At 68.2% G+C, this 17,549-nt stretch carries 14 protein-coding genes and 1 pseudogene; 4 read left to right on the top strand and 11 right to left on the bottom strand.

Annotated elements, in window-relative coordinates:
- Positions 1 to 22 precede the first annotated feature (22 nt).
- Positions 23 to 1,816, bottom strand: a complete 1,794-nt coding sequence (locus BLQ77_RS04015; protein WP_040383901.1) for a PHA/PHB synthase family protein — start codon at positions 1,814 to 1,816, stop codon at positions 23 to 25.
- A gap of 162 nt (positions 1,817 to 1,978) precedes the next feature.
- Here BLQ77_RS04015 and phaZ point away from each other — a divergent pair, with 162 nt between their 5' ends.
- On the top strand, positions 1,979 to 3,241 hold the full coding sequence (gene phaZ / locus BLQ77_RS04010; RefSeq protein ID WP_089955667.1) for a polyhydroxyalkanoate depolymerase: 1,263 nt from the start codon (positions 1,979 to 1,981) through the stop codon (positions 3,239 to 3,241).
- 239 nt (positions 3,242 to 3,480) lie between these two features.
- Here phaZ and BLQ77_RS04005 read toward each other — a convergent pair whose 3' ends face one another.
- The 4 genes and pseudogenes from BLQ77_RS04005 to BLQ77_RS03990 form a co-directional block, all read right to left on the bottom strand.
- Entirely contained in the window at positions 3,481 to 4,017 is a 537-nt protein-coding gene (locus tag BLQ77_RS04005; protein ID WP_089955853.1) for an adenine phosphoribosyltransferase, read from the bottom strand.
- Positions 4,018 to 4,030: 13 nt separating this feature from the next.
- On the bottom strand, positions 4,031 to 4,654 hold the full coding sequence (locus BLQ77_RS04000; RefSeq protein ID WP_089955665.1) for a LysE family translocator: 624 nt from the start codon (positions 4,652 to 4,654) through the stop codon (positions 4,031 to 4,033).
- Between the two features lie 363 nt (positions 4,655 to 5,017).
- Positions 5,018 to 5,890: an S-methyl-5'-thioadenosine phosphorylase gene (locus tag BLQ77_RS03995; RefSeq protein ID WP_089955663.1), complete on the bottom strand. Its 873-nt coding sequence runs from the start codon at positions 5,888 to 5,890 to the stop codon at positions 5,018 to 5,020.
- 72 nt (positions 5,891 to 5,962) lie between these two features.
- A pseudogene (locus BLQ77_RS03990) lies at positions 5,963 to 6,622 on the bottom strand (sulfite exporter TauE/SafE family protein); the annotation flags it as partial.
- A gap of 297 nt (positions 6,623 to 6,919) precedes the next feature.
- Here BLQ77_RS03990 and BLQ77_RS03985 point away from each other — a divergent pair.
- Positions 6,920 to 8,524 (top strand): SulP family inorganic anion transporter, encoded by a 1,605-nt coding sequence (locus BLQ77_RS03985; protein WP_089955660.1) that lies wholly within the window; start codon positions 6,920 to 6,922, stop codon positions 8,522 to 8,524.
- Positions 8,525 to 8,765: 241 nt separating this feature from the next.
- Here BLQ77_RS03985 and BLQ77_RS03980 read toward each other — a convergent pair whose 3' ends face one another.
- Positions 8,766 to 9,368 (bottom strand): flavin reductase family protein, encoded by a 603-nt coding sequence (locus tag BLQ77_RS03980; RefSeq protein WP_089955657.1) that lies wholly within the window; start codon positions 9,366 to 9,368, stop codon positions 8,766 to 8,768.
- Between the two features lie 79 nt (positions 9,369 to 9,447).
- Here BLQ77_RS03980 and BLQ77_RS03975 point away from each other — a divergent pair, with 79 nt between their 5' ends.
- Positions 9,448 to 9,933, top strand: coding sequence for a GNAT family N-acetyltransferase (locus tag BLQ77_RS03975; protein WP_165617027.1), 486 nt, complete (start codon positions 9,448 to 9,450; stop codon positions 9,931 to 9,933).
- Positions 9,934 to 9,985: 52 nt separating this feature from the next.
- Positions 9,986 to 10,735: an EcsC family protein gene (locus BLQ77_RS03970; RefSeq protein ID WP_089955649.1), complete on the top strand. Its 750-nt coding sequence runs from the start codon at positions 9,986 to 9,988 to the stop codon at positions 10,733 to 10,735.
- A gap of 625 nt (positions 10,736 to 11,360) precedes the next feature.
- Here the strand turns inward: BLQ77_RS03970 and ptsP are convergent.
- From ptsP to BLQ77_RS03945, 5 genes are all read right to left on the bottom strand, one after another.
- Positions 11,361 to 13,595, bottom strand: a complete 2,235-nt coding sequence (gene ptsP, locus BLQ77_RS03965; RefSeq protein ID WP_008884694.1) for a phosphoenolpyruvate--protein phosphotransferase — start codon at positions 13,593 to 13,595, stop codon at positions 11,361 to 11,363.
- 245 nt (positions 13,596 to 13,840) lie between these two features.
- The gene (locus tag BLQ77_RS03960; protein WP_008885411.1) at positions 13,841 to 15,079 is read right to left on the bottom strand and encodes an aspartate kinase; all 1,239 of its coding nucleotides are present in this window, start codon (positions 15,077 to 15,079) and stop codon (positions 13,841 to 13,843) included.
- Between the two features lie 178 nt (positions 15,080 to 15,257).
- Positions 15,258 to 15,692 carry a DUF1178 family protein gene (locus BLQ77_RS03955; RefSeq protein WP_089955647.1) on the bottom strand — a complete coding sequence of 145 codons (435 nt, stop codon included), beginning with the start codon at positions 15,690 to 15,692 and terminating at the stop codon, positions 15,258 to 15,260.
- 60 nt (positions 15,693 to 15,752) lie between these two features.
- On the bottom strand, positions 15,753 to 16,208 hold the full coding sequence (locus BLQ77_RS03950) for an NUDIX hydrolase (RefSeq protein ID WP_089955644.1): 456 nt from the start codon (positions 16,206 to 16,208) through the stop codon (positions 15,753 to 15,755).
- 42 nt (positions 16,209 to 16,250) lie between these two features.
- Entirely contained in the window at positions 16,251 to 17,462 is a 1,212-nt protein-coding gene (locus BLQ77_RS03945) for a 3-deoxy-D-manno-octulosonic acid transferase (protein ID WP_089955641.1), read from the bottom strand.
- Between the last annotated feature and the right edge of the window lie 87 nt (positions 17,463 to 17,549).

Raw genomic sequence — 17,549 nt, 5'->3', positions numbered from 1 at the left:
ATTATTGTGCAATTGCCTGAATTTACTGGTTCGCTTTCACGCGTACATAGGTCCCGGGTGCCGCGCAAAGAGGCGGATGCTCCGAATCGCCGGGTTGTCTTGCCGGGACCTTTTTCCCGGAACGCTTGCGCAGCCACGCTTCCCAGAACGGCCACCACGAGCCTTCGTGGTAGTCCGCGCTGTCCTGCCACTCGTCCGCCGAGAGCTTGAGATCGGGGTTCAGGTAATGGCCGTACTTCTTCTTGCTGGGCGGATTGACGATGCCGGCGATATGGCCGGATTCCGACAGCACGAAGGTCTTGGAGCGCGAGCCCATCTTCTGCACGCCGCGGTAGCAGTCCTTCCACGCGGCGATGTGGTCGGTCTCGGCGGTGATCGAGATCAGCGGCACGTCGACGTCGCGCAGGTCGAGCGTCTCGCCCATGAGCTCGAAGCGGCCCTCGGCGAACTCGTTCTTCTGGCACAGGCCGCGCAGGTACTGGATGGTCATCCGTCCGGGCAGGTTGGCGCCGTCGCCGTTCCAGTAGAGCAGGTCGAAGGCGGGCGGGGTCTCGCCCATCATGTAGGAGCGGATCGCGGGCGTGTAGATCAGGTCGGTCGAGCGCAGGAACGAGAAGGTGCGCGACATGATGAAGCTCTTGAGGATACCGCTGGCCTCGATCTCCTTCTCGATGCCGTCCACGAAGTCGTTCTGCAGGAACGGCACGAACTCGCCCTGGTCGCTGAAGTCGGTGAGCGCGGTGAAGAAGGTCGCCGACTTCACCTGCTTGTCGCCGCGCTTCTTCAGGAGCGACAGGGTCAGCGCCAGCGTGGTGCCGGCGATGCAGTAGCCGGTGACGTTGACCTGCTCGGTGCCGCAGATCTCGCGCACGACGCGCATGGCGGTGAGGTAGCCGTCCTCGATGTAGTCCTCGAGCCCGACGTCGCGGTAGCTCTCGTCGGCGTTGACCCAGCTCACCACGAAGAGCGTGTAGCCCTGGTCGACGATGTAGCGGATCAGGCTGTTCTGCGGCTTGAGGTCGAGAATGTAGAACTTGTTGATCCACGGCGGGAAGACCACCATCGGGGTCTCGTGCACCTGCTCGGTGGTGGGGGAGTACTGGATGAGCTCCATCATCCGGTTGCGCCAGACCACCTTGCCCTCGGCGGTGGCGATGTTGCCGCCGACCTCGAAGGCCTCTTCGTCCACGAGTCGGACCACCAGCTCGCCGTTGTTGGCCTCGAGATCCGCGACCAGATTCTCGAGCCCCTTCACGAGGCTCTCGCCCTCGGTCGCGACCGCCTTCTGCAGCGCGTCGGGGTTGGTCGCGAAGAAGTTCGTCGGCGCCATCATGTCGGTGATCTGCTGGGCGAAATACCGCAGGCGGTGCTTTTCCTTGGGATCCATCTCCTCGATCTGGTCGACCGCGTCGCGGATCGCCTCGGAGTTGATGAGATACTGCTGCTTGATGAAGTTGAAATAGGGGTGGCTGTCCCAGAGCGGGTTGCCGAAGCGCTTGTCGGTGGGCCCGGTGTCGGCGGGCGGGGCGAGCTTGCCCTCGGCCAGCGCCTGCTGCGCTTCCATGAAGTGGTTCAGGGACTTGCCCCAATACCCCACCTGCTGCTCGAAGACTTTCGCCGGGTTCTTCAGCCATTCCTGCCAGTACGCCTGCGCCGCCTCTGCATAGAGTAGGGGGTCGGGGCCGTGCAGCGCCTGGTTGATGGGTTTCCGGTGCGCCAGCGCCTCGATCAGGCGCTGTGAAAGCGCCTCGATCTTCGCGAGGTTTGTTTCGAATGTTTCGCGCTCCGAGCTGATGACGCCTGCTTTTGTTGTCATGGCCACGAATCCCCCCTATCTTCCTCCCTCGGAAGAATAACGATGCCGCTGGCTAGGGCAAAGCGGCGAATTGGTTTGACGCCGAGGCGGTCCTGGTTGCAAAGGAGGGGGCAACCCGGGACACGTAAGCTTTGGCGGGTCACGATACAGGAGAACTCGCACATGCGATTCATGGCGACCTACGACCTGATGGAATCCCTTCGCAACACCAACCAGTGGTTGGGGGCCACGGCCAAGGCAATGGCCTCGTACCCGGCACTGGCGGCGCTTCCCAACCCGGCGATCGCCTGGATGGCCGCCTGGGGCGAGGTGACCGAGCGCAGCTTTCAGCGCATGGTGGTGAAACCCAGCTGGGGCATCCGCACCATCACCTGCAACGACGGCAAGGACCACCTCGTGCAGAAGGAGACGGTGCTCGAGAAGGACTTCGGCAACCTGATCCACTTCAACGTGCTCGAGCGCGAGGAGAAGGCCCGCAAGATCCTCGTGGTGGCGCCGATGTCGGGCCACTACGCGACGCTGGTGCGCTCGACGGTGATCTCGCTGATCCCCGACGCCGAGGTCTACGTCACCGACTGGAAGAACGCCCGCGACATCCCGGTGAGCTGCGGCAAGTTCGACATCGAGGACTACACGCTGTACCTCGTCGAGTTCATGCGCCACCTCGGCCCTGATACCAACGTCATCGCGATCTGCCAGCCGGCGCCGCTGACGCTTGCGGCGACCGCCTATCTCGCCGACATCGACCCCGACGCGCAGCCGCGCACCATGACGCTGATCGGCGGCCCGATCGACCCCAACGCGACCCCCACCGAGGTCACCGATTTCGGCCACCGGGTCACCATGGGCCAGCTCGAGGAATCGATGATCCAGCGGGTCGGCTTCAAGTACAAGGGCGTGGGCCGGCTGGTCTATCCCGGGCTGCTGCAGCTCTCGTCCTTCATCGCGATGAACATGGATCGCCATTCCAAGGCCTTCAACGACCAGATCATGCGGGTGGCGCATGGCGATGCCACCGACCACGACGCCCACAACCGCTTCTACGACGAGTATCTCGCGGTCATGGACATGCCGGCGGAGTTCTATCTCTCGACGGTGGAGCGGATCTTCAAGAACGGCGAGATCGCCAAGAACCAGTTCGTGGTGGCGGGCCGCAAGGTCGACATCGGCAAGATCACCGATGTCGCGGTGAAGACCGTCGAGGGCGCCGCCGACGACATCTCGGCCCCGGGACAATGCGTCGCGGCGCTCGATCTCTGCACCGGGCTGCCGGATGCGAAGAAGGCGAGCCATCTCGAGCCCAATGCCGGCCACTACGGCATCTTCGCGGGCAAGAGCTGGCGCAACAACATCCGCCCGCTGGTGCTCGATTTCATCGACGCCAACGCCGGCACGCCCCGCAAGAAGGCCGCGAACGCGGCCTGAGGGCTCTTGCGGATCGGTAATGATCCGGAGGTGCGCCCTTGCGGGCGCGCTTTCCGTCTCGGCCCCTCCTTGAGGGGCCTCGGGGGCTCTCTGGCCGGGGTGACGCGTTCGGGAATGCGTTGCGGGCTTGGGGGAGGTCGTGCGGCGAGGGGCCAGCCCCTCGCGCTCCCCGGAGTTCAGGGGCAAGATGAAGGGCGGGCGTGGTCGCTTTGGCCCAGAGGTCGGTCAGGGGCGGCCGGTCAGAGGCCGTCGAAGGCGCAGAGGGCGTGGACGTCCATGTCGAGCGCCTCGAGCCGGGCGCGACCGCCGAGGTCCGGCAGGTCGACGATGAAGGCGCAGCCGATGATCTCGCCGCCCAGCCGTTCTACCAGCCTGATGCCCGCCTCTGCCGTGCCGCCCGTAGCGAGCAGGTCGTCGACCAGCAGGATGCGCTCACCGGGGGTGATGGCGTCGTCGTGGATCTCGACCACTGCCTCGCCGTATTCCAGCGTGTAGGCCTCGGAGATCACCGCGCCGGGCAGCTTGCCCTTCTTGCGGATCGGCACGAAGCCCGCGGAGAGCTGGTGCGCCACCGCGCCGCCGAGGATGAAGCCGCGCGCCTCGAGTCCCACCACCTTGTCGAAGCGCATGCCCGCGTAGGGGTGCAGCAGCTGGTCGATGGCCATGCGGAAGCCGCGGGGATCGGCGAAGAGCGTGGTCACGTCGCGGAACACGATGCCTTCATGCGGGAAGTCGACGATCGAGCGGATGTAGTCGCGGACCTGTTTCTGGGCGATCATGGGGCTGTCCTCAGGCGCTGCGGCGCAGGGTTGCGGTGAGAAGCCCCATGCCGATCAGCGCGGCGCCGCCGCAGCGGGTGAGCCAGGCGATGACCAGGGGGCGGGCGATGGCGCTGCGCAGCCGGTCGGCGGCGAGCGCGTAGGCCAGCGCGTTGAGCGCGGCGAGGCTTACGAACGTGGCGACGAGGATCGCGAACTGCGGCAGGAGCGGCGCCTCCGCGGTCAGGAACTGCGGCACGAAGGCGATGAAGAATGCGATGCTCTTGGGGTTGAGTGCGGTGACGGCGGCGGCGTGGGTGAAGACGCCGGAGGCGCTGACCTCGGCGCGGGGCAGGGCGAGGCCGTCCTTCGGCGCCGAGCGCAGCAGCTTCACGCCGAGCCAGACGAGGTAGGCGGCGCCGATCCACTTGAGCGCGGTGAAGAGCGCGGCCGAGGTCATCACCAGCGCGCCGAGCCCCGCGAGCGACAGCGACATGGCGGTGAAATCGCCGAGCGCCACGCCGGCGGCGGAGGCCACGGCGACCGAGCGGCCCTTGCTGAGCGCGTAGGAGAGCACCAGCAGCACCGTGGGGCCCGGGATCAGCAGCAGCGCGGTCGAGGCGGCGGCGAAGGTCAGCCAGAGATCGAGGGTCATCGTCTAGTTCCCATAGCTCCGACGAATGGTGTCCAATTCGAGCACTTCATTGTCCGAAAGGTGCCACAGGCGATCATTTCGATCACAATGTAGCTTCGATCGTAGCGTTAGTTTTTGCCTGTCGCAGTTATCTAGCCAGCTAGGCGGGATCCTCCGTCCATAAACTGTCTCTTCCCCGAGTAGCACGGCCGCCTGCAGCATATTCATGACTGTGTACTCTGCAACGAGACCTTGGGAGTTGATCCAGACAAACAAGATATCTCCTCGTTCCGGTCGAGTTGCCGGACAGGCCCTCTTCGGAAAGACAATCTGGCAATCGTTCGGAAGTGGCGAGGCCGTCTTCAAAAGAAATTTCTCCATAGGCTAAACAAGCCTCCCTGCCACCGCGTCGAGCCTTGCCATCAGCGCCGGGTCGCGCCGGTCGGGGGCGGTGAGCAGCGCGTGGTCGAGCGCCCGGTCGCAGCCGTGCGGGCAGGGCGCGCGCCCGGCGCCGAGCAGGGCCGGCAGGCGCGAGACCAGCGCCCGCGCCTTGTCGGCGTTGCCGGTGAGCACGCGGACGATGTCGGTGATCTCGACGGCGCCGTGATCGGGGTGCCAGCTGTCGTAATCTGTGACCATGGCGACGGAGGCATAGCAGAGCTCGGCCTCGCGGGCGAGCTTGGCCTCGGGCATGTTGGTCATGCCGATCACGTCGGCGCCCCAGCTCTCGCGGTACATCCGGGATTCCGCCAGGGTCGAGAACTGCGGCCCCTCCATGGCGAGGTAGGTGCCGCCCTCGTGCACGGTGATGCCGGCGTCCCGCGCGGCGGCGAGGCAGGCGGCGCCGAGCCGCGGGCAGGTGGGGTGTGCGACCGAGACATGGGCGACGCAGCCGGTGCCGAAGAAGCTCTTCTCGCGGGCGAAGGTGCGGTCGATGAACTGGTCGACGACGACGAAATCGCCCGGCGCCATTTCCTCGCGGAAGGAGCCGCAGGCGGAGACCGAGATCACGTCGGTGACGCCGAGCCGCTTCAGCGCGTCGATGTTGGCGCGGTAGGGCACGGTCGAGGGCGAATGCACGTGGCCGCGGCCATGGCGCGGCAGGAACGCCATGGGCACGCCGTCGAGCGTGCCGGTCAGGATCTGGTCCGAGGGCGTGCCCCAGGGCGTCTCGACCGCGACCCATGTGCGGTCCGTGAGCGTGTCGAGGTCGTAGACCCCCGATCCGCCGATCACCCCGATCATCGTGCCGCTCATGTCCTGCCCCCTGCCTGTTGGTGTCGCGGGGAGCTTGCACCGGGGGAAAGCGGTTGAAAAGGCGTGATCGGCTCAGCCGAGAAGCTGCAGCCCGCGCTTGACCAGCAGACGCCCCGAGAGCGCGAGGAGCAGGGTGCGGATCCGCCGCACGCAGAGCGCCTCGGGCAGGCGGCCGGTTGGCCAGCGGCCGGCGAAGGTGCCCGCGATGCCGGCGAGCGCGAGGCCTCCGATCAGCTGCCGGTGCAGCCCGTCGAGCTGACCGATGGACCGGCAGGCGGGGATCTTCACGAGCTTGCCGACCGCGAAGGAGATCGACACGGTGCCGGCGAACCCGAGCTTTGGCAGGCGCTGCCGCAGCAGGTAGGCCTGGCTCGGGGGCGCGGCGGAATGGGTGAGGAAGCTCGCGATGCCGGTGACGGTGCCCCGGAACAGGCCGGGCAGCAGCCGGGTGGGGGTCTGCTCGGTGGCGCCGCGGGCGAGCCAGACCCGTGCGCAGGACCAGAGCCCGATGCCGCCGCTGAAGAGCAGCAGCGCGATTTCGGGCGTGCAGGAGGGGATGACAGTGGCGACGGCGACGCCGAAGAGGATGGCGGGCACGAGAATGCGCACGTTCCGGCGCGAGGAGCTGCGGCGGTAGAGCCAGACGCCGATGCAGTCGGTGACCACGCAGACCGGCAGCAGGGTCGCGGCGGCGGTGACCGGGTTCATGAAGAGCGACAGCAGCGGCACGGCGACCGCCGCGGCTGAGGCGAGCCCGCCCTAGGAGAGCCCGACGATGACGGCGGCTGCGTGGAGCAGGACGGTGGAGAGCACGGCGGGACCTTCCGGCGGAGACGGCTGGGGGCGGCTCGGGGCTGCGGGGGCAGAATGGCCGCGACCGGCGGGAATGTCAGGGCGCGGCGCGGGGATGTGAGGCAAATGCGGGGCGATGGGGCGGCTTTGGGCGGATGTGGGCCTGAACGGGTGGCTTTTCACGCCGCGGTGCAGTATGCGCAGGGCCGCGCATCAACACGGAACAGGACATAGCTCATGGCCAAGGCCCTTCTGGCACGCTACGCACGCCGCATCTCGATGCCCGACCTCAGCATCCACCCGACCGGCCGGCTGACCCCGGGTCAGATCAAGACCGACGTGCTCTCGGGTCTGACCGTGGCCCTGGCGCTGGTGCCCGAGGCGGTGGCCTTTGCCTTCGTCGCGGACGTGCACCCGCTGGTCGGGCTCTACGCCGCCTTCCTCGTGGGGCTGATCACCGCGGTGCTGGGCGGGCGCCCGGGCATGATCTCGGGGGCGACCGGGGCGCTGGCCGTGGTCATGGTCGCGCTGGTCGCGCAGCACGGGGTCGAGTACCTCTTTGCCACCGTGGTGCTGATGGGCATCCTGCAGGTGATCGCGGGCGCGCTGCACTGGGGCAAGTTCATCCGGCTGGTGCCGCACCCGGTGATGCTGGGCTTCGTCAACGGTCTGGCCATCGTGATCTTCCTGGCCCAGCTCACCCAGTTCAAGGTGCCGGGCTCGGGCGGGCAGGAGTGGCTCTCGGGCGGGCCGCTGATGCTGATGCTGGGGCTGGTGGCGCTCACAATGGCGGTGATCTGGCTGCTGCCCAAGGTGACCCGCGTCATCCCCGCGCCGCTCGCCGGGATCGTGGTGACCGCGGTGCTGGTGATCGTCTTCGGGTTCGATACGCCGCGGGTGGGGGACATGGCCTCGATCCAGGGCGGTTTCCCCTCGTTCCACATTCCCGCCGTGCCCTTTGACCTCGAGACCCTGCAGATCATCCTGCCCTATGCGGTGATCCTCGCGGCGATCGGGCTGATCGAGTCGCTGCTGACGCTGAACCTCGTGGGCGAGATGACCGGCCAGCGCGGCGGCGCCAGCCAGGAGTGCATCGCGCAGGGCACCGCCAACGTGGTGACCGGCTTCTTCGGCGGCATGGGCGGCTGCGCCATGATCGGCCAGTCGATGATCAACGTGAAATCCGGCGGACGGACGCGGATCGCCGGCATCGTGGCGGCGCTGTTCCTGCTGTCCTTCATCCTTTTCGCCTCGCCGCTGATCGAGCTCATCCCGCTGGCGGCGCTGGTGGGGGTGATGTTCATGGTGGTGATCGGCACCTTCGCCTGGAACAGCCTGCGCATCCTCTTCAAGGTGCCGCTGATCGACGCCTTCGTCATCGTGCTGGTGACCGTTGTGACGGTCTACGAGGATCTCGCGGTGGCGGTGGTCGTGGGGGTGATCGTCTCGGCGCTCGCCTACGCGTGGAACAACGCGCGGCGCATCCATGCGAAGAGCTACGTGACGCCCGAGGGGGCCAAGGTCTACCAGATCCAGGGGCCGCTGTTCTTCGGCTCTTCCGAGGGCTTCGCCGAGCTCTTCGACGTGGCGGGCGACCCGGGCACGGTCATCGTCGATTTCGCCGACAGCCGGGTGGTGGACCAGTCGGCGCTTCAGGCGATCGAGGCGGTGGCGGCGAAATACGAGGCCGCGGGCAAGCGCCTGCAGCTGCGCCACCTGTCGCGCGACTGCCACCGGCTTCTGAGCAAGGCCGGCCACCTGATGGTCGATTCCGATGACGACCCCGATTACGCGCTGGCGGTCGACTACCACGTGCGCACCGGGATTCTCGGCGGGCACTGACAAGGGATTGCGCCGCGGGCGTCGCCCGGGGGCGCGCACCTGACGGTGCGCGCCCTTTGCATTTGTCATGTGCATTTTTCATGGGGTGGTGAGGGGAGGATGGGCCGGAGGGGGCGCTGCCCCCGCCGCTGCGCGGCTCCCCCGGAGTTCATCTGGCAAGATGAAGGGTGGGGATGCGCCGGGTGTGGGGCGCCGGAATCTCGCGGATGGGGGCGCTGGAGCAGTCCGGTCGCGGAGCAGGTCAGTCGCCGGGGCGTTTGAGTTCGAAGACCTCGGTCACGGTGGCGTAGTCGCGGTAGCCGAGCCGCGAGAGGGGGCGGAAGCGGGTCACGTCGAAGCGGCCGTTCACCAGGCAATCGTCGCGCATGTGCACGCCGGTGACCTCGCCGAAGGTCACGAAATTGGCGGCACCGGGCAGTTGCACGACCTGCACCACCTTGCATTCGAGCGCCGCGGGCGCCGCCGCCACGCGGGGGCAGTCGATGGTCCGGCACTCCGCCTTCTCGATGCCCGCAAGCTCGAACTCGTCCTGCCCGGCCTGCCACGGACCCGAGGTGGCGTTCATCGCGTCGCGCATCGCCTCCTCGACGATGTTGACGCAGAACACGCCGCTTTCGCGCAGTTGCGCCACGCTGTCCTTGGTGTCGCCGCGGTCCTCCTTGGTGGAGGTCGAGGCGAACATCACCTGCGGCGGCAGGTAGGCCACGGCATTGAAGAAGCTGTAAGGGGCGAGGTTGTCTCCCAGCGCGCCACGCGTCGAGATCCAGCCGATGGGTCGCGGCGTGACGATGGCGTTGAAGGGGTTGTGCGGCAGGCCGTGACCCTCCTCGGGGCGGTAGAACATCACTGTCCTTTCAGAACTTTGCGCATATATGGGGGAGACGGTAGGCCGGTTCGCGGTCGAATGCACGGGAGAAGGCGCGCTGTATACGCTGTCACAGGAAAAATCGGGCGACTGGTGGGAGGTCGAGGCGCTCTATGACCATTGCTTCGCGCCGGGACGCACGCTGCTGTCGTCCTACCGCTTGCGTGACGACGTGCCGCCGGTGCCGGAGCTGTGCCGCGTCGCCCGTGACGAGACCGGGATCATTGGCGGGGCGATCCGCTACTGGCCGGTGCGCATCGGGCGCTGGCAGGCGCTGCTGCTGGGGCCGGTCGCCGTGCACCCCACCGCGCAGGGCGAGGGGCTGGGGGCGGCGCTGATCCGCGACACCGTGGAGCGGGCGCGCGCGCTCGAGTGGTCGCGGGTGCTGCTGGTGGGGGACGAGCCCTATTACCGGCGCTTCGGCTTCGTGAAGCTCGACGAGGTGGTCATGCCGCCGCCCACCAACCCCGAGCGAGTGCTGGGGCTCGAGCTGGTGCCCGGCGCCTGGGACGGGGTTGCGGGCGAGGTCACGCGCAGCGCTTGAAATCGGGCGCGGCGGCACGATCTCTTCTGGCAGGAGCCCGAAAGGAAGACCCATGACCGGAACAGACTTGGTCCTTGCCGACACCAGCACCGAGATTGCCGCGCTCGCGAAGCGGTACCGTTCGGCGGGCGGAATCGGATTGCAGGTGCTGAATGCGCTGGGCGGGAAGGCGGAGAACCTGCTCGAACGGCTGCCCGACAAGGTCAAGGACCGGCTCGAGAGCGCCACCGAGAAGGCGCTCGAGGTCGCGCTGCGCGCGGCTGCGGGCTCGCGTGGGGTGGTGCCGGACCAGAAGGGCTGGCTCAACACTGCGCTGGCCACCGCCATGGGCGCGGCGGGCGGCGCCGGCGGGTTGCCCTCGGCGCTGGCAGAGCTGCCGGTGACCACCACGGTGCTGTTGCGTGCGATCCAGGGGATCGCCGCGGAGCATGGCTTCGATCCCGATCTGCCCGAGATCCGCAAGGAATGCCTGAGTGTCTTCGCCTCGGCGGGGCCGCTGTCGCAGGACGACGGGGCCGACATGGCGTTCCTCTCGACGCGGGTGACGCTGACCGGGGGCACGGTGCACGGCATCATCCGCAGCATCTCGCCGCGGCTGGCGACGGTGATGGGGCAGAAGCTCGCGGCGCAGACGGTGCCGATCCTGGGCGCGGCGGCGGGGGCCGCGACGAACTACGCCTACACCAGCTACTACCAGCAGATGGCGCAGGTGCATTTCGGGCTGATGCGTCTGGCGCGCGACAGCGGACAGCCGCGCGAGGCGCTGATCGCGGCGCTGCGGCAGGAAGTTGCCCGACGTTAACGGCATCTTTGGAGGTCGGCGGCTATGACGGGGGGCGGAAGGGCAAAAGCCCGCCGCACCCGGCCCGGTCGAATTCGGGGGCTGCCATTCGGGGGCTGTCACACCGATGCCGGGGACCGAGGGGGCTTACCCCGCGCAAAACGCGCGGGCAGTGTCCGTCGCCAGAACGGCGCGTGGCACGTTTCGGAACAGTGGCGTCCGGCCGCCGGGGAAACCCGGTTCGGCCGGGCGGTCCGGCGGTCCGGCGGGTCGGATCGGGCGGTTGGGGCAGGCGCCGTGGTGTGACCTGAGGGCCTGGTGGCTGGTGGCTGGTATCGGTCAGCCGTTTGAAACCGCGTGAACCCTCGCGACGGGACCAGGGTTTGGGACCGCCCGGCGGATTGCTGTCTGTCAGCCGCTTGCGAAGGGTCAGCCGCTTTCAGCCGTCTAACCGTTTGCGAGCGGGAGTCTGCTCGCGATCAGTCGGCGGCTGGTAGCCGCTTGACCGCCAGCAGCCGTTCGACCGCTTGCGACGGGTCAACCGATTGGGACCGGTCAGGCTGTCGCGCCCCTACAGCCCGCAGGCCTCGTCTGCCGTCAGCCGTCGCGATCCGCCCTGCCGCAAGCCGCAGTTGCTTGCCGGGGCTCAGCCGTTCCAGCGCAGGTATTCGAGCACCGACTCGCGCACGGATTGCTCGCCGCGTTCGCGGGCGTCGCAGATCACGTCGTAAAGCGCGTCGAGGTCTGTGCGCATGATCAGGCTCTTCACCGGTCCGATGGAGGCCGGGCGCATCGACAGCTTGTGCAGCCCGATGGCGGCCAGACAGACCGCCTCGATCGGGCGGCCCGCATCCTCGCCGCAGAAGCTGAGCGGCGTGCCGGACTCAGAGCATCGTTGCACGATGCCCTCGAGGAAGGTCAGGAAGCTGACGTTCAGCGTGTCGTAACGCCGCCGCACCCGCTCGTTCTCGCGGTCTGCGGCGAAGAAGAACTGCTTGAGGTCATTGCCGCCGATGGAGATGAACTCCACGTCTTCGAAGAACTTCTTCGAGGCATAGGCGAGGCTCGGGGTTTCGAGCATGGTGCCGATGGTGATCTTCTCGGGCACCGCGCGACCGAGCTTGCGCTCGATGGCGACCGCCTTCTGCACCTCGTCGCGGGCGGCGCGGAACTCTTCGTACTGCGCCACGAAGGGGAACATCACCGACAGCGGCCGGCCGTTGGCGGCGCGCAGCAGCGCCTGGATCTGCATCCGCATCACGCCCGGCTTGTCGAGCCCGACCCGGATCGCCCGCCAGCCAAGCGCCGGGTTGGGCTCGTCGTTGGGCTTCATGTAGGGCAGCACCTTGTCCGAGCCGATGTCGAGGGTGCGGAACACCACCGGCTTGTCGCCGGCCGCATCCATCACCCGCTTGTAGGTCTCGACCAGCTCCTTGCGCCGCGGCATCTGGTTGCGGATCAGGAACTGCAGCTCGGTGCGGAACAGCCCCACGCCCTCGGCGCCCGAGGTCGGCAGCGAGGGCAGGTCAGCCAGCAGGCCCGCGTTCATGAACAGCGTGACGCGCTTGCCGCAGAGCGAGGTCGCGGGCTTCTGGCGGATCGAGGTGTAGCGCTCCTGCGCCTGCGCCTGCATCGCGATCTTGTCGCGGAAGGCGCTGACCACGCTGTCGTCAGGCCGCAGGTGGACGATGCCGTGGTCGCCGTCCACCATGATGTGGTCGCCGTTCAGCGCCTCGTTGGTGATGCGCTGCGCGTGGATCACCAGCGGGATCGCGAGCGCGCGGGCGACGATGGCGGCGTGGCTGCCGACGGAGCCTTCCTCGAGCACGATGCCCTTGAGCCGGCGTCCGTAGTCCAGCAGCTCGGCCGGGCCGATGTTGCGGGCGACGAGGATCGGGTCGGCGGGCATCTCGGCGCCGGTCTCGCGGCCCTGTCCGGTGAGGATGCGCAGCAGCCGGTTCGACAGGTCGTCGAGGTCGTGCAGCCGTTCGCGCAGGTAGGGGTCGGCCACCTGTGACATGCGGGCGCGCGCGACGGACTGCTCCTTCTCGACCGCGGCCTCGGCCGAGAGACCCCGGTCGATGTCCTCTTCCATGCGGTTGCGCCAGCCCTTGGAGTTGGCGAACATCCGGTAGGCCTCGAGCACCTCGAGCTGCTCGCCGCTGGCGCCCTCGAGCATCTCGTTGACGCCCACGCGCAGCTGTTCCACCGCCGTGCGCAGGCGGTCGCGCTCGCGCTGCGGGTCCTCGGTCACGAGGTTGGTCACCACGACGCGGGGCTCGTGCAGCCAGACGTGGCCCTCGGTGGTGCCTTCCTGCCCGGTGATGCCGCGGATCATCGTGGGCTGGGTGTGGCGCGCCTTCAGCGCCGCGCCTTCGCCGACGAAGGCGCCAAGCTCGGCCATCTCGGCCAGCACCATGGCCACCACCTCGAGCGCGTAGATCTCGTCGTGGGTGAACTCGCGCTTGTCCTTGGTCTGCACCACCAGCACGCCCAGCTTCTCGCCGAGGCGCTGGATCGGCAGGCCGAGGAAGCTCGAGAAGATCTCCTCGCCGGTCTCGGGCATGTAGCGGAAGCCGCGCTCGGACGGGGCATCGGCGGTGTTCACCATCTTGCCGGTGCGGGCCACGCGCCCGACGAGGCCCTCTCCCAGCTTCATGCGGGTGCGGTGCACGGCCTCCTGTTTGAGGCCCTCGGTGGCGCACAACTCCAGCGTGTCATCGTCGCGGAAGAGGTAGACCGAGCACACCTCGGTCCCCATCGAATCCGCGGTCAGATGAGTGATCTTGTCGAGCCGCTCCTGACCGGCGGCCTCTTCGGCCATCGTGTCACGGAGGCGCACAAGCAGCTTGCGGCTTTCACTTTCCGAGCGGTCAATCATGGAATGGGCCGGTTTTCCTTGGTCTGGCACGCCACCTATAGGCGAGGGACGGGGGGAAGGGGAAGGATAAACGGCATTCTACCACAGGGGGATGTCCCTGCTGCGCGTCTCCGAGGCGGCGTGAGGTTCGTGTATCGGGGAGGTTGTCTGCACCAGCGGCAAGGGGGGCAGGGCGCGTCGCCACGAGCAGCGTGGCGCGGAGGGTCGGCGACGGGCGGGCGCAGGGGCGCGCCCGTCGCGGCAGGTCAGGCGGCCTTGTCGAGGTCGAAGGCGTCGTGCAGCGACTGCACCGCCAGTTCCATGTACTTGCGGTCGATCAGCACCGAGATCTTGATCTCGGAGGTGGTGATGACCTTGATGTTGATGCCCTCGTCCGAGAGCACCTTGAACATCTTGGCGGCCACGCCGGTGTGCGAGCGCATGCCGATGCCGACCACAGAGATCTTGCAGACGTTGGTGTCCGCCACGAGGTCGTGGAAGTTGATGTGGCCCGCGTCCTTGGCCTTCTTCAGCGCTTCCTCCGCGCGTGCCACCTGGTTGGTGGGGCAGGAGAAGGTCATGTCGGTGCGGCCATCTTCCGAGATGTTCTGCACGATCATGTCAACGTTGATGCCGGACTCGGAGAGCGGCGTGAAGATGGCGGCTGCGATGCCCGGACGGTCGGCGACCGAGATCAGGGTCATCTTGGCTTCGTCGCGGGAATGGGCGACCCCGGAGACAACGTTCAGTTCCATGATTTCCTCCTCGTCGCAGACGAGCGTTCCGGCCTCGTCGGACTGTTCCTCGAAGCTCGAGAGCACCCGCAGCTTCACATTGTAGCGCATTGCCAGCTCGACCGAACGGGTCTGCAGCACCTTGGCCCCAAGCGAGGCGAGCTCGAGCATCTCCTCGAAGGCGATCTTGTCGAGCTTGCGGGCCTTCTCGCAGATCCGCGGGTCGGTGGTGTAGACGCCGTCGACGTCGGTGTAGATGTCGCAGCGCTCGGCGTCGAAGGCGGCGGCAAAGGCCACGGCAGTGGTGTCCGAGCCGCCCCGGCCCAGCGTGGTGATCCGGCCCTCGGACGAGATGCCCTGGAAGCCCGCGACGACCGCGACCTTCATGCCCTCGCCGAACTTGCGGTTGATGTTGTCGGTCGGGATGTCGACGATCCGCGCCGAGCTGTGCGCGCTGGTGGTCATCAGCGGCACCTGCCAGCCCTGCCAGCTGCGCGCCGGCACGTCCATCTCCTGCAGGGTGAGCGCCATCAGGCCGGCGGTCACGTTCTCGCCCGAGGACACGACGGCGTCGTATTCGCGCGCGTCGAACAGCGGCGAGGTCTCTTCGACGAAGCCCACCAGCTTGTTGGTTTCACCGGACATGGCTGAGACGATGACGATGACATCGTAGCCCTTGGCCACCTCGACGCCGACGCGTTTCGCCGCCCGCCGGATCCGGTCGAGCGTCGCGACGGAGGTGCCGCCGAATTTCATCACGAGAACGGGCATGAAGCACCCCCCGGGTGGTCTGAATCAGGCGGGGTTTAATCCGCGCCCGCGCGCGGCGCAAGAGGCCGGCGGCGGGGCCTGCGGCGGACGCGGGAATTCGGGGATGCGGTGGATCTCGGGAACCCGGGCACCAAGGGCGTGGCGCCGGCCGGGGCCGGGTGGCCCGGCGCTGGTCGCGTCAGTTGGTCTTGCGGGTGGGGCGGAAGGGCAGCGGCGCCACCGGCACGCCGTCCTCGATCAGCTTGCGGGCCTCGTCGCCGCGGGTCTCGCCCCAGATCGCGCGCTGCGGCGCGTCGCCCTCGTGCATGGCACGGGCCTGGGCCGCGAAGTCGCGCCCGACGTATTCCGAGGTCTTCTCGACCTGCTCGCGCAGCGCCCGCAGGGCCTGCTCGGCGGGGGACGCGGGACCCGAGAGCGCAGGCGTGGCCTCGGCCTCGGGGCGGGCGGCCTGCGCGTTCACGCGCGGCGCCATCAGATCCTTCTCGACCTCGGTCGTGCCGCACACGGCGCAGGTCACCATGCCGGCGGCATGGAGCTTGTCGAAGGCGCTCGCGGACTGGAACCAGCTGTCGAAGCGGTGATCCTCGGCGCATCTGAGGGAGTACTGGATCATGTGTATGTCCGGATATATCCAGAAAAACCTAATGTTCTTTCAGCGGCTTTCAAGAGAGCGTCACGAGCGCCGGCCGCCGGGCTCGAAGTCGCGGAGCAGTTTCGCGAGCTCCGGCTCGGACACCACCGCAGCGGCCTTGCGGCGGCTCATCCAGCGACGCTTGCGCTTGCCGCGCTCGGGAAAACGCTTCTCGAGCCGTTTGACCTCGAGCGGGAAGACGATGGCGAGATGCTGCTGCGGTTCGGAGATCTTGGTGTAGGTGTAGCCGCCGATGCACTTGGCCTTGGCCTCGCCCCGGACCCCGGCCTCCTCCCAGGCTTCCTGCGCGGCGGTCTCGGCGGGGCTGCGCTTGCGCATCGGCCAGCCCTTGGGCAGCGTCCAGCGGCGTCCGCCGCGGCTGGTGATCATCAGGATCTGCAGTTTTCCACCACGCTGCCGGTAGCACAGGGCAGCGTATTGCAGGTACGGGACTTTCGCGCGTTTCGCGGCCTTGGCGTAGTGTGAGATCAGGCTCATTGCTTTGTTGCTTGCTCGATTCGAGCGTCGAGACTGCCGCGCTCAGGACGCAGCGTCCAGACGTTGCGTGATTGCCCCGACAAGTTCTCGTGCATCTGCCTGCGGACGCAGCGCCGCCTGCGCCGCGGCCCCCATGGCGCTCTGCTTCTCCGGGTCGGACAGGGCATTGAGACCCGCCGCCAGCGCTTCGGCATCGGCCACGGTCAGCGCCGCGTTTGCCGCCTCGAGCCGGTCGAAGCCGGGGCGGTGCTTGGCCACGTCGGGCCCGCGCAGCAGCGCCGCGCCATAGGCCGCGGGCTCGTAGGGCGTGTGGCCGCCGCGGTCGGTGAGGGTGCCGCCGATGAAGACGCGCCCGGCCAGCCCGTAGAAGAGCGGCATCTCTCCCATGGTGTCGGCGAGATAGATGTCGGCCCCGGCGGGCGGCTCGTCGCGGCTGCGGCGGGCGCAGTCGAGCCCGCTGTCGCGGATCAGCGCCTCGACCTCGTCGCCGCGGCGCGGGTGGCGCGGGGCGAGGATCAGCCGCAGGCCGGGCTCGGCCTCGCGCGCCAGCTTGTGCGCGGCCAGAACCTGCTCTTCCTCGCCCTTGTGGGTCGAGGCGGCGAGCCAGGTCCGGGCGCGGTCGAAGACCGCCTCCAGCGCCACGTCATGGCGCGGATCTGCGGCGTAGAGCGCCTTGAGATCGACCACCGGCCCGGCGGCGGCCTCGGGCAGCCCCGCCTCGCGGTAACGTGTCGCCGAACCCGTTTCCTGCGCCGAGACGAAGGCGATGCGCTGCAGCAGCCGCCGGTGCAGCCCGCCGAGCATCCGCCAGCCCCGCGCCGTAGCTTCGCTGAGCCGGCCGCCCATGATGAAGACCGGGCCGGGGCAGGCGAGGGTGCGGTGCGGCCAAAGCTCGGATTCCATGGTCAGATGCGCGCGGACGTCCCAGTCGCGGTGCATCCGCCGCGCCACCCACCACAGGTCGAGCGGGGCGAGACGGGCGGGCAAGCCCCAGCGCTCCGCCAGTGCGACGCCGGTCGTGGAGTTGCAGGTCACCAGCAGGGGCAGGTCGGGGCGGTCGGCCCGCAGGGCGTCGATCACCGGGCGGATCGAGGCCAGCTCTCCGTTCGAGGCGGCATGCAGCCAGAGATGGGGGCCGGGCTCTGCCGGGCTGCGCGCGAGCCGCTGCTGCAGGGCCTGCCAGTCGCGTTTCAGCACCAGCCGCGCCAGCACTCCCAGCGCGAAGATGGTCACGAGCAGGCGATATAGCAGCATCGGGTCCCCTCACGGCAGGTCCGGCGCGGGTCGTGCGCCGGGTCGGGGCTTAGGACGGGTCTCGCCACGTGGCAAGCCTCGAGCGGC

This window comes from Salipiger thiooxidans, assembly GCF_900102075.1.
GTDB classification, from domain to species: Bacteria; Pseudomonadota; Alphaproteobacteria; order Rhodobacterales; family Rhodobacteraceae; genus Salipiger; species Salipiger thiooxidans.
This window is presented reverse-complemented; position numbering and strand designations above follow the sequence as displayed.